The organism is Variovorax fucosicus (assembly GCF_030316825.1).
Classification (GTDB): Bacteria; Pseudomonadota; Gammaproteobacteria; order Burkholderiales; family Burkholderiaceae_C; genus Variovorax; species Variovorax fucosicus.
In genome coordinates this window covers 393,153-415,993 of sequence record NZ_JASZYU010000002.1, presented here as the reverse complement: position 1 = coordinate 415,993, position 22,841 = coordinate 393,153, and the positions used below count along the sequence as shown (strand labels likewise).

Here is a 22,841-nt window from a genome sequence, read left to right as displayed (position 1 = left end):
GAGAAAAAATCGTCTGGCCGTCTTTGGGCCTTGTTTGTATTTTCTAATCACTTTCACCAATATGGGGCAAGGGTAAACCCCAGTCATGCTGTAACTGGGTGTCGTCGGGTGGGGCGACCAGACGTTCACGCCTTCGCGCTCCGATAGCCGGAGCGGGCCTCTGTTCAGTGAACGATCAGGCGGTCTGAGAGAAGACGCCGGGGTCGCGCAACTTGTCGCGGCGAGCGCCGTCGAGGTGAGCGCGCATCAGGCTCGCGGCCTGCATGAAGTCCTGTTGCTCGATGGCGTCCAGGATGGCCAGATGCTCCGCCGCTTGCGTGTGGCGCGCACCCCGGCGCGAGGCCTGGCGGTATTCGACCAGGCGCCGCAGTTGGTTCACCCGCCGCACCGACTGGAGCACAAAGCGGTTGTGCCCCCACTTCGCGAGCGTTTCGTGGAAATGGCTGTTGGATTCGAAGAGCTCGATCGGCGTCATCGTCTGGAAGCCGCCATCGACGATGCGCTGCTGCTCGCGGCGCAGCTGCTTGAGCTCGGCCGGCACGAACTGGAACGAGGGACCCAGCATCGCTCCGGGCTCGATCGACTGACGAAAGAGGTAGCTCTCTTCGTAGGCATCAGGCGAGTCGATCATCGGGAGGAAGCGCCAGCCGTGGCCCATGCTCTGCTCGATCCAGCCTTCCTCGGAGACCCGGGACAACACCTTGCGCAACGTGCTCCGGGCCACACCGTAGCGTCGCATCAGGTCGGCCTCCGTCACCTCGTCCGGCAAGTCGCCCGACTGGCGGTCGTCGGCAATGCGAAGGTAGAGCGGATCGTCTGAGGTGAGCAAGCCAGCGACCTGTCCATCCCAGTCCTTGGCGTCGATGCTCAGGAAAAATCCCCGGTTGGCGTCCTGCTGCAGCACACCCAGCTGGGCCAGGTGTCGCAAGGCCGACTGCACGGGCGAGCGCGACGTGCCGATGTGTTGCGCGATGTGCACCTCGGGCAGATGCTCGCCGGCGCGCCGATTGTCCCGACGCACCAGCGCCACGATTTCGCGGGCGACGCGCTGCTGGAGCGAGGTCAGTTCGGGGGTAGTGGCAGTGTCGTTCACCGGGGGCATTCCCATAGTCTATGGGCAACGCTGGGCCGTTCGCGCGTCAATCGATCTTCATGCCGAACTGCTTGATCATCCTGGACCAGCGCTGGCCTTCGAGCGCGATCAGGTCACCGAATTCCTTCGGACTTCCACCGACCGCTTCGGTCATGCCGGAGGACAGTCGCGCGGCCACTTCCTTGTCCTTGAGCGCTGCAGCCGCAGCGCGTTGCAGCGTCTGGACGATCGGGTCCGGCGTGCCCTTGGGCACCATGAGGCCCATCCAGGAAGCAAACTCGTATCCAGTCACGCCGCTCTCCGCGACGGTGGGCACCTCTGGCAACGCTTTCGAGCGGGTCTTGCCGGTGACGGCGAGGGCCTTCAATTTGCCGCCGCGGATGTGCGGCAGAGCCGCCAGGGGAAAGGCGACGACCGTGCTGACCTCCCCGCCAAGGGCAGCGATGATGGCCGGGCCGCCGCCCTTGTAGGGGACATGCGTGATGTCTACCTTGGCCATCGACTTGAGCATTTCGCCGGCCAGGTGGTTGGCGCTGCCGTTGCCCGCAGTGCCATAGGTGTACTTGCCCGGCTCCTTGCGTGCGAGCTCGAGGAACTCCTTGAGGTTGTTGGCCGGCACCGAAGGGTGCGCCACGATCACCAGGTCGATCGACGTAAGCTGCGTCACCGGGGCGAAGTTCTCGACCTTGTATCCCGGGCTTGGGTACAGCGAGGGGTTGAGCGCCATTGTTCCCTGGTTAACGAAGGTGACCGTGTAGCCGTCCGGCGCCGCCTTGGCGCCCAGGGCGGTCCCGATGTTGCCGCCCGCGCCACCGCGGTTGTCGATGATCACGGCCTGCCCGAGCACCTCCTGCATCTTGGCCTGCAGGCTTCTGCAAACCACATCAGCATCGCCGCCCGCTGGCTGCGGGACGATGAGCGTGACTGGTTTGCCTGGGAATTTGTCCTGAGCGAAAGCTCGCTGTCCTGCCATGCCGAGTGGCAGGACAGCGAGCGCGGCAGCTTGCAAAAGGGCTCTGCGTCGAATCGATTCCATCGTTTTGTCTCCGTGGGTTGTGCCGGAATTGGCGAGATTGCGTAATGTCTAAAGTGATCATAGAATGCAATCTAAGAACTGGTCAAGCCATGGAGACTTACGCTCACCCCACCATCGACCGCGGCGCCTTGCGCGCCTACGTCGGCTGTCGAACCACGCGCGAACGCGACGCGCGCGGCCGGGGAATCGCGGTGTTTGACGTCGACGGCCAAGGGGTCTGGACACACTGGGCGACCGTTGCGACGGATCCGAACCCGTCGTACCTGCTGTTCGACGGCGGCGAGCGTCACCTTCACTGCGTTCACGGCGACGGTTCGACTGTCAGCACCTTTCGGTGCGACGAAGCAGGAGGTCTGGCACTGAGCGGCTCGGTATCAACCGAAGGCAGGAATCCTGTTCACCTGGTCCTTAGCCCGAACGGCCACTGGTGCTTGATCGCCAACTACGCCAGCGGCGACATCGTCGCCCTGCCGGTCCGCAATGACGGCAGCCTGGATGCGGTCGCGCACTGTCTTGCATTGCCCGACCGACGTGGCCCGCACCGTACGCAGCAACAAGGGGCACATCCCCACCAAGTAGTTTTCGATCCGTCCGGAAAGTGGCTGCTCGTGCCGGACAAAGGCAGTGACGCCGTGCACACGATCGCGTTCGACCCAGACACGGGTGCCTTGCGGTTGGCATGCTCGTTGCGGACCGCGCCGGGAAGCGGCCCACGCCATCTGGCGTTTGACGCCACAGGCAACTTCGCCTGGGTGGTGTTGGAGTTGTCGAGTCAGCTTCTGGCCATGGCGTTCGACGCCGACACGGGCACGCTGACACCAGCGCAGCGCGTGCCGACGGTGCCCGAATTCTTCACCGGAGAAAACACCGGAGCAGGCATCGCGCTGAGCCACGATGGTGCAGCCGTTTTCGTCTCGAACCGGGGGCATGGGAGCGTGGTCCGGTTTCAGATCACGCCTGCCGACGGCACGCTCCATTCACCCGAATGGGTCGACACGCGCGGCGCCGTGCCGCGCTTCATCACCCTTGTGCCAGACGCGCCTGTGGTCCTCGTGGCCAACGAGGACGCCGACACCATCGTTGCGCTCGACGAATCACCCCTTTACGTGCACGACCAAGCCTTGGCATACACAGGCAGCCCTGTCTGTATCACATTCACCAAAGGAACACCATGAGCCAATCCCCACCCCAGATCGCCGTCCGCGCCACCTACATGCGAGGCGGCACGAGCAAGGGCGTCTTCTTCGCACTCGACGACCTTCCGGCAGCCGCACGAGTGCCCGGCGCGGCGCGCGATGCGCTGTTGCTGCGCGTGACAGGCAGCCCGGACCCCTACGGCAAGCAGATCGACGGCATGGGTGGGGCCACGTCGAGCACCAGCAAGGTGGTCCTGGTCGGCAAAAGCACCCGTCCGGACTGCGACGTCGACTACCTGTTCGGCGCCGTCGCGATCGAAAGCGCCGTGGTCGACTGGAGTGGCAACTGCGGCAACCTCACCTCGGCTGTCGGACCTTTTGCGATCACGCGGGGTCTGATGGAAACGCCAGCGAATGGCATGGCGGTGGTGCGCATCTGGCAGGCCAACATCGGCAAACGCATCATTGCCCATGTGCCCGTGAGGGGCGGTCAGGTCGTGGAACTGGGCGACTTCGAGCTCGACGGAGTGGCCTTCCCGTCGGCGGAGATCAAGCTGGAGTTTCTGGACCCGGGAGCGGGCGAGGACAGCGAAGGCGGCGCCATGTTCCCCACCGGCAACCGCACGGATCATGTCGAGGTGCCGGGACTGGGTCGCGTGGAGACCACGCTCATCAACGCGGGCAACCCCACCATCTTCGTCGACGCTGCCGCGATCGGACTGAAGGGCACGGAGATGCAGGGCGACGTCAATTCGGACGCAGCTTTGTTGAAGCGACTGGAGGACATCCGCGCGCATGCCACCGTGGCCATGGGCCTGGCCAGTTCTGCGGACGAAGCAACCGCCAAGCGTCCGCACACTCCCAAGATCGCCTTCGTGTCCAAGCCGACGAGCTACACATCCTCCAGCGGGAAGGAAGTGGACGGGGGCGCCATCGACCTCACGGCACGGATCATGTCAATGGGCAAGCTGCACCATGCAATGACCGGAACCGGTGCCGTTGCGATCGCGGTGGCCGCCGCGATTCCCGGCACCTTGGTAAGCAGGTTGCTGGCAAACGGATCCTCGGGCACGGTGCGCTTCGGCCACCCCTCGGGCAGTCTTTTCGTCGGCGCCGAAGCTGCAGAAACCCGGGGCGAATGGGGCGTGACCAAGGCCATCATGAGCCGAAGCGCCCGACGCATCATGGACGGCCAGGTTTTCGTTCCGTCCGTCTAAGCGCTGCGACGATGGACATCTTTTCTGACGTGGTCCGTGCACTGGCGCCCACCGGTCGCTTGCGCGCCTCGATCAATCTCGGCAACCCGATCCTGGCCACGCTGGACGCGTCTGGAAATCCGGCAGGTGTCTCGGTTGATCTGTCCGTTGAACTCGCGCGCAGGCTGGACTTGCCAATTGACTTGGTGGTCTTTGACTCGGCCGGCAAATCGGTTGAAGCGGTGACCCGCGAAGAGGCCGACTTCGGGTTCTTTGCAATCGATCCCATTCGCGGTGCCGGCATCGCGTTTACAGCGCCCTATCTCTTGATCGAAGGCGCTTATTTGGTGAAAGAAGAATCCACGATCCAATCTGTGGATGAAGTGGACCAGGCAGGGCGGCTGATCGCCGTCGGCGGAGGCAGCGCTTACGATCTCTTTCTTACGCGCGAACTGCGTTATGCGCACATCGTTCGTGCGCCGACGTCCCCTGCGGTCGTCGATACTTTCGTTGAACACGACCTCGATGTCGCCGCGGGCGTCCGGCAGCAGCTGGAGGCCGACGCAGCGAGGATCGGCGGCCTTCGCCTCCTGCCGGGCCGGTTCATGGTCATCCAGCAGGCAATGGGGCTACCAAAGGCACGGGCAAAAAATGCCATCGCAGCACTTCAGAGCTTCGTAGAAGATGTGAAGTCCTCCGGTTTCGTCAATGAAGCGCTGCGTCGGAACGAGATCGAGGGCGCGACGCTGGCGCCGCCGGCTTCGACATGACCTGGTCCCACAGAACGCTGAGTCGCTTGAAGTTGGGCTCGATCGATCGTCTGAGAAACCGCTTGCGGCCGACTGTCACGCTTGTGCGTTAGCGTCCAACATTCACGATGGTGGCCTGCACAAGGGCGACCACCTTGTATGCATCTCCAGCACCAGAGAACGCTCGGACTTCGCCGCTGCAGACTATAAGAAGCTTGCCCGAGCTCCGCACCCGTCCGATGGCCAGGAAAGGCGTGCGCCGATGGTGGTCATCAGGCCCTGCGCGTTGAAGCTGTCCACAATTCGTTCTTGAATATCGCTCATCGGTGTCGTGAAATGTGAGGCTGGACAAGCCTGCTGCCCGGAAGCTGCAGGTACGGGGATCCGCCTTGCACTGGCAAGCCCGCGTGCCCGCAGGATCAGAACGTTACCTTGACCGATGGCGCGCTACGCCGGGCCTCGCCGTGGAACACGGCCTCGATGTTGTTGCCGTCGGGGTCGAGCACGAAGCAGGCGTAGTACCCGGGGTGATACTGCCGCTCGCCGGGTGCTCCGTTGTCCGTGCCGCCATGCGCGAGCGCGGCCTTGTAGAACGCATCGACCATCGCCTTGTCCTGGGACTGAAAGGCCAGATGGTGGCGCCCGGTCAACTGGCCCTGAGCGGCTTTGCTGTCGGCGGTCGACACGAAAAGCTCATCGGCCCAGAAATAGTCCTCGCCAGTGCCGCCCATCGGAATCTTCAGCACCTCGAAGACGGCCTTGTAGAAGGCCTGACTCGCGGCAAGATCGCTCACCACGAGCTGGATGTGATCGATCAGGCGCCCGCGGTGCAACTCCTGTGTTTCCATGCATACGCTCCTTTGACTTTGCGCCAGTTTGCACACGGCGTGTCCGACGGGCGTGAGAACGTCGAGACGTTTCAGCCTGCCCGCATCCTGCCACAGCAGTTGTGCCTTCAGCGGCCCCCTGATCCAGGAGATGCGCTACGCCGGCGCCGTGCCCTTGACGGCCCATGCGAGCGCTGCGTAGGACCGTGGGCCATCCGCTTCGCCGTCGAGGTAGGCTGCCTCGACAGCCTCGCGCAGCCGTGCGCGCGCGTCCTCGCCAAGCGTGGCGACGTACTCTGCGCCGGGGCCGTCCTTGCCCTCGAAGGGCGCCCAGTAGTCCGCGAATGAAGCGAACTCCATTCGGATGGCGAGCGTCGTCTCATCCACTTTTTTGAAACCGGCGTCGCGCCAGGCCCGGGCCAGTTCGCCGGGCCGCGTCATCGGCCGGGTGTAGTTGCGGGCGCGGCGCGCCCTCGCTTCCGGGTCGAGCACGGCGGCCGTGTCGAAGAAAAGGCGGTTGGCGACGTAGCCGCCACGCGCATCCCACACAGCCGCACCGACGATGCTTCCGGGCTTGGCGACGCGCCGCATCTCGGCAACTGCCTTCCCCGCCTCCGGCACGAAGTGCAAGACCAGGAGCGAAAGCACGCGGTCGAAGCTCTGGCTCGGAAAGGGCAGCGCACAGGCGTCGGCCACGTCGAAGACGATGCGCGCATCCTGGTTGTGGCGCCTGGCATGTTCGACATAGGGCTGGGCGAGATCCACGCCCCGCACTTCGCCGGCGCCGGTACGGCGGGCCACCGCAAAAGCCAGATGGCCTGTGCCGCAGCCGACATCGAGCACACGGTCGCCATCCGCGGTCCCGACGAAGTCCAGGAAGGGCAGCGCAAGGAGGCGGCTCCAACGGCCCATCAGCCGTTCGTAGCCGTCGCCGTCGGCGGCGACGAAGCTCGAGGAAGTGGCGTTCATCGGCAATCCCTTCGCACCACGGCTGGGCGCATCGGTTGACTGGGCCTGCGCGATGCTATGACGCAGTGGATTGCAGCGTCAACGTCTTGCTCGCTCTGGACATCACTCTCTCCGCGGGCTTGGCCGCTGGCCTGCAGGCCCCGCTCAGTTGCCGCTGTTGCGCCCGATGCCGAAGTAAGCCACGCCGGCGTCGCGCATGGTCGCCGGCTCGTAGAGGTTGCGGCCGTCGAAGATCACCGGTGCCTTCATCACTTCCTTGAGCCGCTCGAGGTTCGGGCTGCGGTAGGCCTTCCACTCGGTCATGATGACCAGTGCGTCGGCGCCCTCCAGCGCCGCCATCGGTTCACCGGCGAATTCGATCTGATCGATGCAGGCGGGCGCGTCCTCGAAGTCGAGCTTGAGCACGCGCTTCGTTTCGGGCACGGCCACCGGGTCGTGCGCCACGATGCGCGCACCGGCGCGCGTCAGCGCACCCAGCACCACGCGGCTTGGCGCCTCGCGCATGTCGTCGGTGTTGGGCTTGAAGGCCAGGCCCCAGACCGCGAAGGTCTTGCCCGTGAGGTCGTCGCCGAAGCGATCGAAGATCTTGCGCACCAGCGCGTTCTTCTGCGTGTCGTTGACCGCCTCCACCGCTTCGAGCACCTGCAGCCGCTGGCCGTATTCGCTCGCGGTGCGCACCAACGCCTGCACGTCCTTCGGGAAGCAGCTGCCGCCGTAGCCGGTGCCGGCGTAGAGAAAGCTGTAGCCGATGCGCGGGTCGGAGCCGATGCCCTGGCGCACCAGTTCGATGTCGGCACCGACCTTGTCGGCCAGGTTCGCGAGTTCGTTCATGAAGCTGATGCGCGTGGCCAGCATCGCGTTGGCCGCGTATTTGGTGAACTCGGCCGACTTCACGTCCATCACGCGCATGCGCTCGTGGTTGCGGTTGAACGGCGCATAGACCTTGCGCATCACGGCCAGCGCCTCGCGGCCTTCGTCATCGTCGGCCACGCCGAGCACGATGCGGTCAGGGCGCATGAAGTCCTCAACCGCCGCGCCTTCCTTCAGGAACTCGGGGTTGCTCACGACGGCGAAGCGATGGTCGGCCATGCCGCGCTTGGTCAGTTCGTCGCGGATCGCGGCCGTCACCTTGTCGGAGGTGCCCACTGGCACGGTCGACTTGTCGACCACCACAGTGAAGCGGTTCATGGTGCGGCCGATGCTGCGCGCCGCGGCCAGCACGTACTGCAGGTCGGCGCTGCCGTCCTCGTCGGAAGGCGTGCCGACCGCGATGAACTGCACGTCGCCATGCGCGACCGCGGCCTCGACGTCGGTCGAGAAGGTCAGGCGCTTGGCGGCCATGTTCGACTGCAGGAGCTCGGCCAGGCCAGGCTCGTAGATCGGGATGCCGCCCTCGTTGAGCGTCTTGACCTTGACCGGATCGAGGTCGAGGCAGAACACATGGTTGCCAAGGTCTGCCAGGCAGACGCCGGTGACAAGCCCGACATAGCCGGTGCCGATGATGGTGATGTTCATGGTTGTGGGATCAGGCGGGTTGGCCGGCGGACAGGAGCTGGTCGAAATAGGCGATGGTCTTTTGCAGGCCTTCGTCGAGCTGGGTCTTGGGCTCCCAGCCGCCGAGCTTTTCCCGGGCCAGCGAGATGTCGGGCCGGCGCTGCTTCGGATCGTCGGCCGGCAGCGGCATGCGCACCAGCTGGCTCTTCGAGCCTGTGAGCGTGATCACCTTGTTGGCCAGCTCGAGCATCGAGAACTCGCCCGGGTTGCCGATGTTGACCGGGCCCGGAAAGTCGTCACCCGTGCCCATCAGGCGGATGAAGCCTTCGATCAGGTCGTCCACATAGCAGAAGCTGCGCGTTTGCTGGCCGTCGCCGTAGATCGTGATGTTCTCGCCCTTGAGCGCCTGCACGATGAAGTTCGACACCACGCGCCCGTCGTTCATGTGCATGCGTGGCCCGAAGGTGTTGAAGATGCGCGCCACCTTGATGCGCAGCTTGTGCTGGCGGTGGTAGTCGAAAAACAGCGTTTCAGCGCAACGCTTGCCTTCGTCGTAGCAGCTGCGGATGCCGATCGGGTTGACGCGGCCCCAGTAGGCCTCTACCTGCGGATGCACCTCGGGATCGCCGTAGACCTCGCTGGTGGAGGCCTGCATGATCCTCGCGCGCACCCGCTTGGCCAGGCCCAGCATGTTGATGGCGCCGTGCACGCTGGTCTTGGTGGTTTGCACCGGGTCGTGCTGGTAGTGGATCGGCGAGGCCGGGCAGGCCAGGTTGTAGATCTCGTCGACCTCCACGTAGAGCGGAAAGGTGACGTCATGGCGCATCAGCTCGAACTGCGGCTTGTCGAGCAGATGCTCGATGTTGCGCTTGCTGCCGGTGAAGAAGTTGTCGACGCACAGCACGTCGTGCCCCTGCGCGATCAGGCGGTCACAGAGGTGGCTGCCGAGGAAGCCGGCGCCGCCGGTGACCAGGATGCGTTTGGTGGGGTTGTAGTTGCGCATGAAAGCAGTTCCTTCGGTTCAGGGGGCAGTTGAGGCGCCGTCGGCGGGACGCGACCGGTGCTCGTACATCTTGGCGTCGACCAGCATGCGGAACCACAAGGCCTGGAAAAACGCGAAGTAGAAGCCGGGCTTGCCGTCGAGAAAGCCCAGCCGGAAGACGTAGCGGTAGATGAAATAGCTGAAGGCGCGCAGCCCGATCGGCAGCTTGTAGTAAACCTGCTTGATGAAGCGGGTGCGCTCGCGCGCGTCGCCCAGCAGCCGGGCCTGCAGCACGTCGCCGCCCTGCGCCCCGGGGCCGAGCTTTTCCTTCGCCTCGGCGTCGCTCCAGCGGTTGTGGCTCGTGATCCAGCTGGTCAGCGAGGCAGCGTTCTTGTCGTGCATGAAGCCGTTGATGCGCCCGCTCGGCGCGTCGGCGATGAAGTGCTGGTCGTACAGGCGCGATTCGCAGCGGCCCACGCCTGACTTGAAGAGCCGCAGGTGCCACGGGTTGACGCCGCTGTGACGCAGCATGTGGCCCATGAAATAGTCGCGCCGGCGCAACAGCCAGGCGTCGAACTTCGCCGGCCCGGCCAGGATCGCGCGCATCTCGCGGATCGACTCCGCATCGAGCACCTCGTCCGCGTCCAGGTGCAGTTGCCAGGCGCAGTGCGGCGTCACCTGGGCGATCGCCCAGTTGCGCTGGTCGCTGTAGTTGCTGAAGGGGCGCTGCACCACGGTGCACCCCAGTTCTTCGAGCAGCGCCGGGGTTCCGTCAGTCGAGCCTGAATCGACCACGTACACATGCGGGCTCACCTGCAGTGCCGCGGTCACGGTCTCCCGGATGATGCCGGACGAGTTGAAAGTCAGGATGACGATCGTGCAATGGTGGGTGACAGTAGAAGAGTCGGACACGGCAGCGTTCATGGAAGGTAAGAGCGCGCCACTTTCGTGGCCCGACGGCGGAAAAAGGGGGAACTCAAGAATTACATCGAAAGTTCGCGAAGACCCCTATTGTCAACACATTTACTTACAGCAGGCTATCGACCACCCGTCATAGCCCTTCGGTCAGTCGCCAAGCAGTTCCCCGAGCGGCTGCAAATCTTCCACCTGATCGCAAACGGCCTTGATCATCATCATGATGGGAATACCAAGCAGCAGCCCCCAGACGCCCCAGAGCCAGCCCCAGAAAATCACGCCGACGAACACCGCGACCGGGTTCATGCTGCTGCTGCGGCTGGTGAGCCAGGGCGTAAGCAGGTTTCCGACCAGGGTGTGGATCAGCAGCGAAACGCCTCCGATCAGCAACGCCATGTCGATCGCGTTGAACTGAAGAAACGCGACCAGCGCCGAGGCGCCCATCACGACGATCGAGCCGAGGTACGGAATCAGGTTGGTGATGGCGGCGATGATGCCCCACACCGCCGCGCTCTCGAGGCCGAGCGCCCAGAATGCCAGCCAGGTTGCGACGCCCACGATCGCGCTCGTGAAGATCTGAACCAGCAAATAGCGCTCGATGTGGCCCGTGATGTCGTCCAGCACGTGCACGGTGATCTTCTTCTTCTCGAAGCTGGGCCCGGTGATCTTGACCAGCTTGCGCCGGAAGGTGTCGCCCGAGGCGAGCGCGAAGAACGTGAGGAACGCCACCAGTGCGAGCTGGCCGGCCGCGGCCAGCAGCCCGAGCGTGCCGCTCCAGAGGTAGTCGCGCACATTGAACGAAGGCCGCTCGACGATGACGCGGGCCACGCCCTTGCGCGCCGCGACCTTGGCCGAATTCTCTTCGGCCGCCTGCTCGAGTTGCGCGGCAGCCTGTTGAACGGTATCGAGCGTGCCGGTGCGCGCCGGGCTGCGGTTGCGCACCGCCTGCCGCAGCTTCTGCGCCGCGACGGGCAGCGAATCCACCAGTTGACCCGCGCTGTCGGACAACGAGTAGGCGGTGCTGCCGACGCCTGCGCCGATCGCCAGCAGGACCACGGCCGCGCCGATGCCGCGTGGCACGTGCCAGCGTGCGAGCCGGTCGACCGCCGGCGCCAGCGCGTAGGTCAGCAGCAGGCTGACCATCAGCGGAATGAAGACGGGCGCGGCCCAGCGCAGCGCAAAGACGCCGGCCAGCGCCGCCAGTACCGCCAGCGATACGCTGCGCACGTCCACCGGCACATGCAGCAGCAGGGGGTTGGGCGGCGGCGGCTCGCTCTCGGCGGCGGCGATCGGGTCGGGCTCAACCCGGGGTGGCGCGTCGGGGGTGGGTGCAGGCGCGGCAGGGTCGGGCTCGACCGGGCCCGGTGCGGAAGGCGTGCTCACCGCGAATCCTTCAGCGCGTCGCGCACTGCCGCGAGCTGCCGTCGCGACACCACCACCGGTTCGTTGATGCCGCGCAGCCGCAATGCCCAGCCGTCGGCATCCTCGCCGTCGTCGTATTTCTCGAGTGCACGCATCGCCGCACGCGCCACCAGCGCGTTGCGGTGCACGCGCACGAAGCGGTTCGGGTAGCGCTCCTCCATCTCGCTGAGGCTGCCGTCATAAATGTGGCTGTGCGTGGGCGTGCGCACCGTGAGGTACTTGAATTCGGACTTGAGGTAGACCACCTCCGACAACGGCACCCGCTCGGCCCGGCCCCGCTCCTGGATCAGCAACACCTCTTCAGCCGGATCGGGCTGCAGTGCACGTCGCTCCTTGAGGTAGCGCTCGGCTTTTTGCAGCGCCTGCTGCAGCCGCTCGGCCCGCACCGGCTTGGTGAGGTAGTCGACTGCATCCAGCTCGAAGGCGGTCACTGCGTGGCTCGGGTGGGCGGTCACGAACACGATCGCCGGCGCTTCGCCGCGGTCGCGCAGCAGCCGCGCGAGTTCGATGCCGTCGATGCCAGGCATGTGGATGTCGAGCAGCACCAGATCGACCGGCGTTTGCGCCAGCCGCTGCTGCGCCTCGGCGGCCTGCGCGGCCTCGCCCACGACTTGGGCCGGCGGCGCGGTGCACTCGCCGAGCAGCGTGCGCAGACGCGAGCGCGCCAGCGCTTCGTCGTCGACGATCAGTGTTCGCAGATGCATGGCGCCCTCTTCTTCATGATTCGGCCGGAATGTCGATCCGGACCCGGTAGCTTCCCTGGTCGATGCCCGCGCGGAACTGCGCCTGCATGTCGTGCAGCAGCCGCAGCCGGTCGCGCACGTTGGCCAGCGCAATGCCGTGCCCGCGCGGCAACGGTTCATCGGCCCAGCGCAGCGGCGGCAGGCTGTTGACCACCTCGATCACCACCATGCTGCCGCGGCGCTCGGTTCGAATGCGCAGCTTGGCCCCGTCCGGACTCGGCTCGACCCCGTGCTTGACCGCGTTCTCGACCAGCGGCTGCAGCAGCAAGGGCGGCAGCCGCGCGCCGCTGGCGGCCGGATCGAGCTGCCAGCGGATGCGCAGCCGGTCGCCGAAACGCACCTGCTCGATGGCCAGGTAGCGCTCGGCCAGGCCGATCTCGTCGGCCAGCGTGACGGAGTCGCGCGGGTCTGCCAAGGCCTGGCGGAACAGTTCGCTCAGGTCTTCCAGCATGGTTTCGGCCTTGGCCGGCTCCTCGCGCACCAGCGCGATGGCGCTGTTGAGGGTATTGAACAGAAAGTGCGGGCGGATGCGCGCCTGCAATTCCTCGAGCCGCGCCGTGGTCGCGGCCGGCGTGCGGCCCTGGGCGCGCAACACCAGCGCCACCATCGCCACGCCGGCGAACAGCGCGCCGGCGAGCGCGCTGGCCAGCCAGGGGCCGGTCGCGAGCACGCCCGTCAGACGCAACAAGCCGCAGCCGTAGAGCCCCGTGAGCACGCCGAGCAGCACCCCGGCCGCGTACTGGGCCACGCGCGGCAGGCGCGCCAGCGGCTTCTTCATCGCGCAGGCGAGCACCAGCCAGAGCAGCGTGGCCGGCAGCGCACCGCCGGTGACCGTGGCCGCAAGACCGAGCCATTCGGACGGGCTGGGCGCCTGGAACATGGTGGCCACCGCCACCACCGCCTCGACGAACAGCACGGCGCGCAGCACGGTACCGACCTGGCAGGCGTCGAACAGCGCCACGCCCGGTCGCGCGGGCGTGCGGCTTTTGGCCGGAGCACCGGCCGATGAGGGAGCCACGGGGGTGGCCGATAAAATCGACGGGTTGCGCATCACTGAAACATGAGGTGACAACCCATTATTGCCTCCCGATCGCCTTCCATGACCCAAAACCAACTCGACAAGAAATCCGAAGCCTGGTCTGCCCTGTTCTCCGAGCCGATGAGCGACCTGGTCAAACGCTACACATCCAGCGTGTCGTTTGACCAGCGCCTGTGGCAGGCCGATATCGAGGGTTCGCTCGCGCATGCCGGCATGCTGGCCGCGCAAAAGATCATCAGCACGCAGGATCACGCCGCGATCGAAGGCGGGATGAAGCAGATTCGCGATGAAATCGAATCGGGCGCCTTCGAGTGGAAGCTCGACCTGGAAGACGTGCACCTCAACATCGAGGCACGCCTGACCCAGCTGGTCGGCGACGCCGGCAAGCGCCTGCACACCGGCCGCAGCCGCAACGACCAGGTCGCGACCGATGTGCGCCTGTGGCTGCGCAGCGAGATCGACCTGATCGACGGCCTGCTGGCCAGCCTGCAGAAGGCGCTGGTCGACATCGCCGAGCAGAACGTCGAGGTGATCCTGCCCGGCTTCACCCACCTGCAGGTGGCACAGCCGGTGAGCTTCGGCCATCACATGCTGGCCTACGTGGAGATGTTTGCACGCGACGCCGAACGCATGGCCGACGTGCGCAAGCGCGTGAACCGCCTGCCCTTGGGCGCCGCCGCGCTGGCCGGCACCAGCTATCCGCTCGATCGCGAAATGGTGGCAAAGACCCTGAGCATGGACGGCGTCTGCCAGAACAGCCTGGACGCCGTGAGCGACCGCGACTTTGCAATCGAGTTCACGGCAGCCGCCTCGCTGGCCATGATCCACATCAGCCGCTTCAGCGAAGAATTGATCCTGTGGATGAGCCAGAACTTCGGCTTCATCCAGATTGCCGACCGGTTCACGACCGGCAGTTCGATCATGCCGCAGAAGAAAAACCCGGACGTGCCGGAACTCGCGCGCGGCAAGACCGGCCGCGTGGTCGGCCACCTGATGGGCCTGCTCACCCTGATGAAGGGCCAGCCGCTGGCCTACAACAAGGACAACCAGGAAGACAAGGAGCCGCTGTTCGACACCGTCGACACGCTGAAGGACACGCTGCGCATCTTTGCCGAGATGGTTGGCGGCATCACGGTCAGGCCCGAAGCAATGGAAAAAGCCGCGCTGCGCGGCTATGCCACCGCCACCGACCTGGCCGACTACATGGTGAAGAAGGGTCTGCCGTTCCGCGATGCGCACGAGGCCGTGGCGCACGCCGTCAAGGCCGCGATCGCGCACCAGGTGGACCTGTCGGAACTGCCGCTCAAGGTGCTGCAGGAGTTCAACCCGAAGATCGAGAAAGACGTCTACGAGGTGCTGAGCCTGCGCGGCTCGCTCAATGCCCGCAACATCCTCGGCGGCACCGCGCCGGCGCAGGTGCGCGCGCAGATCGCGCGGCACCGCGCACGGCTGGGCTGAGCCGGCCGCGCTACATCGCGCGGTAGAAGATGTAGTCGGCCTGGTACTTCACGACCTGCTTCTGGCCCATGCTGGCGGCGGCGCAGGGCGCCGCGGGGGCCACGCCGCCCTGCGTGGCGACGCGCTGGATGTAGCTCACGCCCTGCATCCTGCCGGTGCCCATGGCCGGGTTGGCCTTGACCAGCTGGTAGGGGATGTTGCCGGTGCCGTTGGGTGCAACGGCGACCTGCACGGCGGTCACCTTGGAGCCGTCCATGCTTTCCCAGGTGGCGGGCGGACCGTAGTACTTGCCGACCTGCGCGCCCTTGCGATCCATCAGCTTCGCGTCGGGGCCGACGAAGAACCATTCGTATTCGCCAGGCGTGTTGGCCTTGGCGCGGCACTCGTAGGTGATGTCGCCGGCACCGACGGTTTCCATCGCGACGGTGTGGCCGGCCGGCACCTTGACCGGATCGGGCAACGTGGCTTGGGAATACATCATGGGTTTGGCGCCCATGCCGGCGCAGGCGGCGAGACTCGCGGTGGCCAGCACGGCCGAGAGGGTACGGAGTTGCATGGTCGGATCCTTCAGGTTTGAACAAACAAAGTCGAGCAGTACGGGGGCGCGGCTGTTTTGCTGCGTTGTGGCTGCACGCCCCGTCTCTCCAGTACGCGCGGCGTCGGCGACTGGATTCAGTCACCGACATCTGAATCCGTACGCGGCTGCGGGCCGTACCTCCGGGCATGCAGCGCCGTGCTCCACAATCTGCAGATGACCTCTGCCAGCCCCGACGCCGAACTGATGGCGCTGATCGACCGCGTTGGTCGGCGCGACGAGGCCGCGTTGAAGCTGCTCTACGAGCAAACCTCGCCACGGCTGTTCGGCCTGGCAATGCGGGTGGTGCGGCAACGCGAATGGGCCGAGGACGTGCTGCAGGAGGCCTTCCTGACGATCTGGCGCGTGGCCGGCGACTACCGCGGCTCCCTCAGTCCGCCGATGGCCTGGCTGGGCCTGATCGTTCGCAGCCGGGCGCTCGACCTGCTGCGCCGGCGCACCGCCGACCGGGCGCAGATCACCGACGAGTTCGACGAGCAGATGGCCGACACCCTGGCCTCCGACGCACAGAACCCGCAGGACCTGGCCGAAGCAACCGAACAGGCCTGGGCGCTGCACCAGTGCCTGAGCCAGCTCGAAGGCCGGCAGCGCGAGGTGGTGAGCCTGGCCTACCTGCGCGACCTCAGCCATGGCGAACTGGCCGAGCAGCTCAGGCTGCCGCTCGGCACCGTGAAAACCTGGATCCGGCGCGGCCTCGAGAAGCTGCGCGCCTGCATGGGGCGCATTGCGTGAAAGAAAACCGCTCATGAACATCGCCGCCCACCCCGAACTGCTCGAGCTGCTGGCCGCGAGCCATGCGCTCGGCACGCTGCGGGGCGGCGCGCGGCGCCGTTTCGAGGCCATTGCGCGCGAAAGCGCGCCGGTGCGCGCGGCGGCGCTGATCTGGCAGGGCCGGCTCGCCAGCATGACCGAACTGCAGCCATCGATCGTGCCCGACGCCGCGGTCTGGACGCGCATTCGCAACCTGATCGAAGCCGAGCAGGCAGGCCAGGCGCTGGCACGCCAGCGCGCCGCGCCGCCAGCCGCCTCGCCCGCTCAGGGCGGCTGGCTGCGCAGCCTCGCGCTCTGGCGCAGCGCCAGCCTGGCCGGTGCGCTCGCCACCGCGATCGCCGTGGTGGTCGGCCTCGATCTGCAAAAGCAACTCGAGACCGCGCCGACGGTGCAATACGTGGCCGTGTTGGCCGACGACAAGGCCGCGGCCTCGATGCTCGTGACCTTCGACCCGAAGAACCGGCAGCTGGTGTTGCAGCGCGTCGGCAACTACCAGCCGGGCGCCGACAAGTCGCTGCAGCTGTGGGCCCTGCCGCCCGGCGGCGCGCCACGCTCGCTCGGCGTGCTCGGCGATGCCCCGGCGCTCAAGCTCACCGCGTCCGAAGCCGATGTGCGGGCCGTGCCGGCGCTCGCGATCAGCCTCGAACCGAAGGGCGGCGTGCCGAGCGAGCGCGGCCCGACCGGGCCGGTGCTGTTCCACGGCCCGCTGATCGAAAAAACACTCTGACGCCGGGGCGACCCTGGGCCGTTCGTTAACATCTTTGCCGATGATGTCCCGCTCCCGTCGCGCCAGCCGGCTCGTGCTGGCCTCTTGCACCGCTCTCGCCGTTCTCGCCACGCTGGCTGCACCGGGCGTTCAGGCGCAGGAGGCCGCAGCGCCCTCCCCGGCGGCCTACGCCGCCGCCCAGACGCGCTGGCACGACGCATTCGCGGCCTTCGACAAGGCCGACCGCGAAAATCCCCCCGCCAGCGACGGCGTTCTGTTCGTCGGCAGTTCCACCATCCGTTTGTGGACACGTCTTGCCGACGATTTCCGCTCGCAGCCGGTTGTCATCAACCGTGGCTTCGGCGGCTCGACCATGGCCGACTGCAGCCTGTTCGCGCGCGAGCTCGTGGTGCGCTACAGGCCTCGCCAGGTGGTGGTGTACGCCGGCGACAACGACCTCGCGGAAGGCCGGACGCCCTTCCAGGTGCTGGAAAGCTTCGCGCAGTTTGCCAACACGGTGCGGGCCGGGTTGCCGAACACCCGCATCAGCTTCATCTCGGTCAAGCCCAGCCCCTCGCGCGCGGGCTTGCTGCCGAAGATCCAGGAGACCAATCACATCGTCGGCGCCTACCTGCGCACGCAGGCCAACACCGACTACATCGACATCTTCACGCCGATGCTGGGCGCCGATGGCCGACCGCGCGCCGAACTGTTCCGTGCCGACATGCTGCACATGAACGAGACCGGCTACCGGATCTGGCAGGCGGCGATCGCCCCGTACCTGCTGGCCCCTGCCGACGTGGCCGCAGTCAATTCGCCGCGCTGACCGGCGGGGTCGCGCGCCCCTCCCACCAGAGCGCAAGCCGGGCCACTGCATAGAGCCAGGCGAACACCCCCGTCAGCAGCAACGCATCGCCCCAGACCGGCCGCGCCAGCTGGTTGTCGCCATAGAGTGCCAGCGTCAGCAACACCGCCACCAGATGGGCGCAGAACACCGGCAGCGAGGCCGAGCCCATTGCTTCGAGTGCGCGCAGACGCGGCAGCCGCTCGATCAGCCCGGGACCGAACCGCAGCGCCAGGATGCCCAGCGCTACCAGGTTCACCAGCCGCAGCGGCCCGAGCCGCCACTTGTCGAACAGCAGGTTCAACTCCGCATCGCCGCCGAACGGCGCCTGTCCGTGCTCGCCGAAGTGGCGCCACACCAGGCAGTACAGCGCGACAGCCGCCGCCAAGGCGGCCAGCCAGTTCGGAAAGCGCAACGGCTTCGCGTCCGGCGCCTGCCGCCCGGCGCCGATGCACAGCCCCGCAAACCAGAGAAACTGCCAGCCGAAGGTGTTGAACGAGCCCATCTCGCCGTACGGCACCGACAACTCGAAATGCGATGCCGCGATGCCATAGACCCATTCGCTCAGGCCGAACTGCGCGCCCGCCCACAGCGTGGCGCTCAGCACCATCACGCCGCTCCAGCCGTGCCGCAGGGCGAAACCCAGCACCCAGGGGCTCAACAGCATGAAGAAGATGTACATCGGCAGGATGTCGAGCAGCGGCGGCTCGTACACCAGCAGCAGCCCGCTCAGGAAAGCGTCGCGCGGCTGGGCCAGGTAGTAGGTCAGCAGGTTGATCACGGCCGGCTGTTCGATCCGCACGCCGAGGCCCGCGATGATGGTGAACAGAAACGCCAGGGTCGCCGCCTGGGCCAGCCAGACCTTGAACACGCGCTTGCCGAACGCGCGCCGCATCGCGCCGATGCCCTGGCGCTGCGCGAGCCGGCTGTAGACCAGCCCGGACACGTAGGCCGACAGCAGCACGAAGCCCTCGGCGGCCGAGACGAAGCCGAACGGCTGGCCGAGCGGATCGGTCAGGCGTGTCGGCAGGTGCGTGAGCGTCATCAGCACCAGCATCAGCCCGCGCAGGGCATCGATTTCCCATTGGCGCTTCATCGGGCGGGGTGGCGGACGGGGGGTGAGAAGGAAAAAGGCAAAACGGGTGGGATGCTACAGGGCTGCGGCAAACCCTGCGGCCGGGCTTCAGCCCGGCTTAAGCGGCTACCGGACAATCGCCACCCAATAGGACGGATTGCGAGAAACCATGCGCCTGCTGCTGGTAGAGGACGACACCATGATCGGCGAGACGCTGCTCGACCTGCTGCGCGGCGAGAACTACGCGGTCGACTGGGTGCGCGACGGTGAAATGGCCGACACCGCCCTGCGCGCCCACCGCTACGACCTGATGCTGCTGGATCTCGGCCTGCCGCGGCGCGACGGGCTCGAGGTGCTGCGCAGCCTGCGCGCGCGCCGCGACAGCGTGCCGGTGCTGGTGGCGACGGCACGCGACGCGGTCGGCGACCGGGTGGCGGGGCTCGATGCCGGTGCCGACGACTACGTGGTCAAGCCCTACGACATGACCGAGCTGCTGGCCCGCATCCGCGCGCTGATCCGGCGCCGTGCCGGCCATGGCGAGCCGACGTTCTCGCACCTGGGCGTGACGCTCAACCCGGCCACGCACGAGGCCACGCTGAACGGCCAGCCCGTCGCGCTTTCGGCGCGCGAGTGGGCCGTGATCGAACCGCTGATCGCGCGGCCCGGCGTACTGATGTCGCGCGCCCAACTCGAAGAAAAGCTCTACAGCTGGAAGGACGACATCAGCAGCAACGCGGTCGAGGTCTACATCCACGGGCTGCGCAAGAAGCTCGGTGCCGGGTTGATCCAGACCGTGCGCGGACTCGGCTACATGGTGGCCCGGGAATGAGCGCCGCGGCCCGCCATCATTCGCTGCGGGGCCGGTTGCTCGGCTTCGTGCTGGCCTCGATCCTGCTCGCGGCGCTGGGGCTGGGCATCACGGCCTACCGCGGCGCGCTGCGCGAAGCCGACGCCATGTTCGACCTGCACCTGCAGCAAATGGCGCATTCGCTGCGCGGCAGCGCGCCGATCGGCAGCACGGCCGACACCGACTACGGCGAGGAAGGCTTCGACGTGTTCGTGCAGATCTGGGGGCCGGACGGCACGCAGGTGTTCCGCTCGGCCCGCTCGGCGCTGCCGCCGCGCGCGGTGCTGGGCTTTTCCGATGCGGTGGTGGACGGCAACCGCTACCGCGTCTATTCGTTGCAGACGCCGATGCAGACCGTGCAGATCGCGCAGGACATGGACGCGCGCCAGGCCCGCGCACGCGCCCTCGCGCTGCGTGCCACGCTGCCGATGGCGCTGATGGCGCCGCTGCTGATGCTGGCGGTCGGCTGGATCATCACGCGCTCGCTCGCGCCGGTGCAGCGCATGCGGCGCGAGGTGGCCGGCCGCGCCGACGACGACCTCTCGCCCTTGCCCGAGACCGATCTGCCCGACGAGGTGCGGCCGCTGGTGCAGGAGCTCAACCTGCTGTTCCAGCGCGTGCGTGGTGCGTTCGAGGCCCAGAAGAATTTCGTGGCCGATGCGGCGCACGAGCTGCGCTCACCGCTGACGGCGCTCAAGCTGCAGGCCGAGTCGCTGCGCCGCGCGGGCGACGAAGCCGGCCGTGAAGCGGCCACGCTGCGCCTGCAGCAGGGCATCGACCGTTCGATCCGGCTGGTCGGCCAGTTGCTGGCGCTGGCCCGGCAGGAAGCCACGGAAACGCCGCTCGACGACCCGAGCGGCCCCGTCGAACTCGAAGCGCTGGTGGCCGAAGCGATCGCCGCCGTGCTGCCGCAGGCGCAGCAGCGCAGCATCGACCTCGGCCTTGCCGCATCGACACCCGCGCAGGTGCAAGGCCAGCCCGCCGCCCTGCACATCCTGCTCGGCAACCTGCTCGACAACGCGCTCAAGTACACGCCGGTAGGCGGCCAGGTCGACGTGACGCTGACGCTGGCCGACCAGGCGCCCGTGCTCACGGTCGAAGACAGCGGCCCCGGCATTCCGGAAGCCGACCGCGAGCGCGCCTTCGACCGCTTCTACCGCGCGGCCGGCGCGGGCGCCGAAGGCAGCGGGCTGGGGTTGGCGATCGTGCAGACCATCGCCGGGCGACACGGCGCCGCCGTGCACCTGGGGCGCTCGCAAAGGCTCGGTGGCCTGCGGGTGGACGTGCAGTTTCCGAAGGCCGCAGGTTAAGACCCCTCTAAGCCTGGCTCCCCATCATCGGGTCATCCACTTCACAAGGACGGACCCATGCGACTCGAATCCCTCACCCCCACCCGCCTGATGCTGGCCCTCGTGACTGCGGGTGTCATCGGCGGTGCCAGCGTCTCGGCGCTCGAGCTCACGCGCGCCAATGCGGCGATGCCGCCGGTCGCCACCGCGACCACCACCACCGGCATCCCGGTGGCCCTGCCCGACTTCTCGCAGATCACCGCGCAGAACGGCCCGGCCGTGGTCAACATCAGCGTGGTCGGCACCCGGTCGGCCGACGAGGTGGCCAGCGCCGATGACGACGGCAACCCCTTTGCCGACGGCGACCCGTTTGCCGAATTCTTCAAGCGCTTCCAGCAAGGCCCGGGCGCTCAGCAGCGCGGCCAGCGCGGCCGCCCGGCGCAACCCGAAGCCCAGACCGTGCGCGGCCAGGGCTCGGGCTTCATCGTCAGCGCCGATGGCGTGATCCTCACCAACGCCCACGTTGTGAAAGGCGCGAAGGAGGTCACTGTCAAGCTCACCGACCGGCGCGAACTGCGCGCCAAGGTGCTCGGCGCCGACCCCAAGACCGACATCGCCGTGCTCAAGGTCGAAGCCAGGGATCTGCCGGTGGTCAAGCTCGGCAGCGTCAACGACCTCAAGGTCGGCGAATGGGTGCTGGCCATCGGCTCGCCGTTCGGCTTCGAGAACACGGTGACGGCCGGCGTGGTGAGCGCCAAGGGCCGCTCGCTGCCGGACGACAGCGCAGTGCCGTTCATCCAGACCGACGTGGCAGTGAACCCGGGCAACTCGGGTGGCCCGCTGTTCAACGCGCGCGGAGAGGTGGTGGGCATCAACTCGCAGATCTACAGCCGCACGGGCGGCTACCAGGGCGTGTCGTTCGCGATCCCGATCGACCTGGCCAACAAGATCAAGAATCAGATCGTGGCCACGGGCAAGGTCGAGCACGCGCGGCTGGGCGTGTCGGTGCAGGAAGTGAACCAGACGCTGGCCGATTCCTTCAAGCTCGACAAGCCCGAGGGTGCGCTGATCGCCAACGTCGAGAAGGGCGGCCCGGGCGAGCAGGCCGGCCTGCAGACCGGGGACGTGATCCGCAAGGTCGACGGCCAGCCGATCGTGTCGTCGGGCGACCTGCCGGCCGCGATCAGCCTGGCCACGCCGGGCGCCAAGGTGCAGCTCGACATCTGGCGCAAGGGCAGCGCGCAGACGGTCACGGCGAGGCTCGGCAACGCCACCGACAAGGCGGCCAAGGTGGCGAGCGCGGGCGACGCAGCCGACCAGGGCAAGCTGGGCCTGGCGCTGCGCCCGCTGCAACCTGAAGAGCGGCGCGAGGCCGGCATCGACAATGGTCTCGTGGTCGAAGCGGCGCGCGGCCCGGCGGCCCTGGCCGGGGTGCAGGCAGGCGACGTGCTGCTGGCGGTGAACGGTACGGTGGTGCGCAACATCGATCAGGTGCGTGAGGTGGTGGCGAAGTCCTCCAAGTCGGTGGCGCTGCTGGTTCAGCGAGGCGACGACAAGATCTTTGTGCCGGTTCGGATCGGTTGAGATTGCGGGTAGCTAGCCGCTGAGGGCCGAGGGCTGGCCGCTGGCGGCGGGTGGCCCCGAGTGACCGACGC

22 protein-coding genes are annotated in these 22,841 nt (G+C 67.0%); 10 read left to right on the top strand and 12 right to left on the bottom strand.

Features of this window, described 5'->3' with window-relative positions:
* Positions 1-175 precede the first annotated feature (175 nt).
* Together QTI05_RS14100 and QTI05_RS14095 are read right to left on the bottom strand one after the other, a co-directional pair.
* Entirely contained in the window at positions 176-1,093 is a 918-nt protein-coding gene (locus QTI05_RS14100) for a GntR family transcriptional regulator (RefSeq protein WP_286621851.1), read from the bottom strand.
* A 46-nt stretch (positions 1,094-1,139) separates the two neighbouring features.
* Entirely contained in the window at positions 1,140-2,066 is a 927-nt protein-coding gene (locus QTI05_RS14095; RefSeq protein ID WP_286657833.1) for a tripartite tricarboxylate transporter substrate binding protein, read from the bottom strand.
* A 152-nt stretch (positions 2,067-2,218) separates the two neighbouring features.
* Here QTI05_RS14095 and QTI05_RS14090 point away from each other — a divergent pair, with 152 nt between their 5' ends.
* Genes QTI05_RS14090 through QTI05_RS14080 form a run of 3 tightly spaced genes read left to right on the top strand, consistent with a single transcriptional unit; the run spans position 2,219 to position 5,231 of the window.
* Positions 2,219-3,304, top strand: coding sequence for a lactonase family protein (locus QTI05_RS14090; RefSeq protein ID WP_286621849.1), 1,086 nt, complete (start codon positions 2,219-2,221; stop codon positions 3,302-3,304).
* Complete coding sequence (gene prpF / locus QTI05_RS14085; protein ID WP_286621848.1) at positions 3,301-4,482, top strand: 2-methylaconitate cis-trans isomerase PrpF; 1,182 nt, start codon at positions 3,301-3,303, stop codon at positions 4,480-4,482. The genes QTI05_RS14090 and prpF overlap by 4 nt, the downstream gene beginning before the upstream one ends.
* An 11-nt stretch (positions 4,483-4,493) precedes the next feature.
* Positions 4,494-5,231: an ABC transporter substrate-binding protein gene (locus QTI05_RS14080; RefSeq protein ID WP_286621846.1), complete on the top strand. Its 738-nt coding sequence runs from the start codon at positions 4,494-4,496 to the stop codon at positions 5,229-5,231.
* Between the two features lie 398 nt (positions 5,232-5,629).
* Here the strand turns inward: QTI05_RS14080 and QTI05_RS14075 are convergent, their stop codons facing one another.
* The 8 genes from QTI05_RS14075 to QTI05_RS14040 all read right to left on the bottom strand — a co-directional run bounded on the left by QTI05_RS14075 (position 5,630) and on the right by QTI05_RS14040 (position 13,613).
* Positions 5,630-6,058 (bottom strand): VOC family protein, encoded by a 429-nt coding sequence (locus QTI05_RS14075; RefSeq protein ID WP_286621844.1) that lies wholly within the window; start codon positions 6,056-6,058, stop codon positions 5,630-5,632.
* Positions 6,059-6,193: 135 nt separating this feature from the next.
* Positions 6,194-7,006: a class I SAM-dependent methyltransferase gene (locus QTI05_RS14070; RefSeq protein WP_286621842.1), complete on the bottom strand. Its 813-nt coding sequence runs from the start codon at positions 7,004-7,006 to the stop codon at positions 6,194-6,196.
* Positions 7,007-7,150: 144 nt separating this feature from the next.
* A complete protein-coding gene (locus QTI05_RS14065; protein ID WP_286545491.1) occupies positions 7,151-8,521 on the bottom strand; it encodes a UDP-glucose dehydrogenase family protein in 1,371 nt (456 codons plus the stop codon).
* Between the two features lie 10 nt (positions 8,522-8,531).
* Positions 8,532-9,503, bottom strand: coding sequence for a UDP-glucuronic acid decarboxylase family protein (locus tag QTI05_RS14060; protein ID WP_286545490.1), 972 nt, complete (start codon positions 9,501-9,503; stop codon positions 8,532-8,534).
* A gap of 18 nt (positions 9,504-9,521) precedes the next feature.
* Entirely contained in the window at positions 9,522-10,394 is an 873-nt protein-coding gene (locus QTI05_RS14055; protein WP_286621840.1) for a glycosyltransferase family 2 protein, read from the bottom strand.
* 153 nt (positions 10,395-10,547) lie between these two features.
* Complete coding sequence (locus QTI05_RS14050) at positions 10,548-11,780, bottom strand: AI-2E family transporter (RefSeq protein WP_286621838.1); 1,233 nt, start codon at positions 11,778-11,780, stop codon at positions 10,548-10,550.
* Entirely contained in the window at positions 11,777-12,523 is a 747-nt protein-coding gene (locus tag QTI05_RS14045) for a LytR/AlgR family response regulator transcription factor (RefSeq protein ID WP_286545487.1), read from the bottom strand. The genes QTI05_RS14050 and QTI05_RS14045 overlap by 4 nt, the downstream gene beginning before the upstream one ends.
* A gap of 13 nt (positions 12,524-12,536) precedes the next feature.
* Positions 12,537-13,613, bottom strand: a complete 1,077-nt coding sequence (locus QTI05_RS14040; RefSeq protein ID WP_286545486.1) for a sensor histidine kinase — start codon at positions 13,611-13,613, stop codon at positions 12,537-12,539.
* Positions 13,614-13,661: 48 nt separating this feature from the next.
* Here QTI05_RS14040 and argH point away from each other — a divergent pair, with 48 nt between their 5' ends.
* Positions 13,662-15,059 carry an argininosuccinate lyase gene (gene argH, locus QTI05_RS14035; RefSeq protein WP_286621836.1) on the top strand — a complete coding sequence of 466 codons (1,398 nt, stop codon included), beginning with the start codon at positions 13,662-13,664 and terminating at the stop codon, positions 15,057-15,059.
* Between the two features lie 10 nt (positions 15,060-15,069).
* Here the strand turns inward: argH and QTI05_RS14030 are convergent, their stop codons facing one another.
* Complete coding sequence (locus QTI05_RS14030; RefSeq protein WP_286621835.1) at positions 15,070-15,615, bottom strand: DUF3455 domain-containing protein; 546 nt, start codon at positions 15,613-15,615, stop codon at positions 15,070-15,072.
* A 195-nt stretch (positions 15,616-15,810) separates the two neighbouring features.
* Between QTI05_RS14030 and QTI05_RS14025 the strand changes: the two genes are divergently transcribed.
* From QTI05_RS14025 to QTI05_RS14015, 3 genes are read left to right on the top strand one after another with little or no spacing between them, the layout of a single operon-like run.
* Complete coding sequence (locus QTI05_RS14025; protein WP_286545483.1) at positions 15,811-16,386, top strand: sigma-70 family RNA polymerase sigma factor; 576 nt, start codon at positions 15,811-15,813, stop codon at positions 16,384-16,386.
* Between the two features lie 13 nt (positions 16,387-16,399).
* Positions 16,400-17,152, top strand: coding sequence for an anti-sigma factor (locus QTI05_RS14020; RefSeq protein ID WP_286621834.1), 753 nt, complete (start codon positions 16,400-16,402; stop codon positions 17,150-17,152).
* A gap of 43 nt (positions 17,153-17,195) precedes the next feature.
* Entirely contained in the window at positions 17,196-17,957 is a 762-nt protein-coding gene (locus tag QTI05_RS14015) for an SGNH/GDSL hydrolase family protein (RefSeq protein ID WP_286621833.1), read from the top strand.
* On the opposite strand, the gene opgC is transcribed toward QTI05_RS14015, so the two are convergent.
* On the bottom strand, positions 17,941-19,071 hold the full coding sequence (gene opgC / locus QTI05_RS14010; protein WP_286621832.1) for an OpgC domain-containing protein: 1,131 nt from the start codon (positions 19,069-19,071) through the stop codon (positions 17,941-17,943). The two genes, QTI05_RS14015 and opgC, sit on opposite strands and share 17 nt — an antisense overlap.
* Before the next feature lie 148 nt (positions 19,072-19,219).
* Here opgC and QTI05_RS14005 point away from each other — a divergent pair, with 148 nt between their 5' ends.
* The 3 genes from QTI05_RS14005 to QTI05_RS13995 are packed head-to-tail and all read left to right on the top strand — an operon-like array spanning position 19,220 to position 22,770.
* Positions 19,220-19,879 (top strand): response regulator, encoded by a 660-nt coding sequence (locus QTI05_RS14005; RefSeq protein WP_286545479.1) that lies wholly within the window; start codon positions 19,220-19,222, stop codon positions 19,877-19,879.
* Positions 19,876-21,207: an ATP-binding protein gene (locus QTI05_RS14000; RefSeq protein ID WP_286621830.1), complete on the top strand. Its 1,332-nt coding sequence runs from the start codon at positions 19,876-19,878 to the stop codon at positions 21,205-21,207. Before QTI05_RS14005 ends, QTI05_RS14000 begins: the two co-directional genes overlap by 4 nt.
* A gap of 57 nt (positions 21,208-21,264) precedes the next feature.
* A complete protein-coding gene (locus tag QTI05_RS13995; protein WP_286621827.1) occupies positions 21,265-22,770 on the top strand; it encodes a DegQ family serine endoprotease in 1,506 nt (501 codons plus the stop codon).
* Positions 22,771-22,841 lie beyond the last annotated feature (71 nt).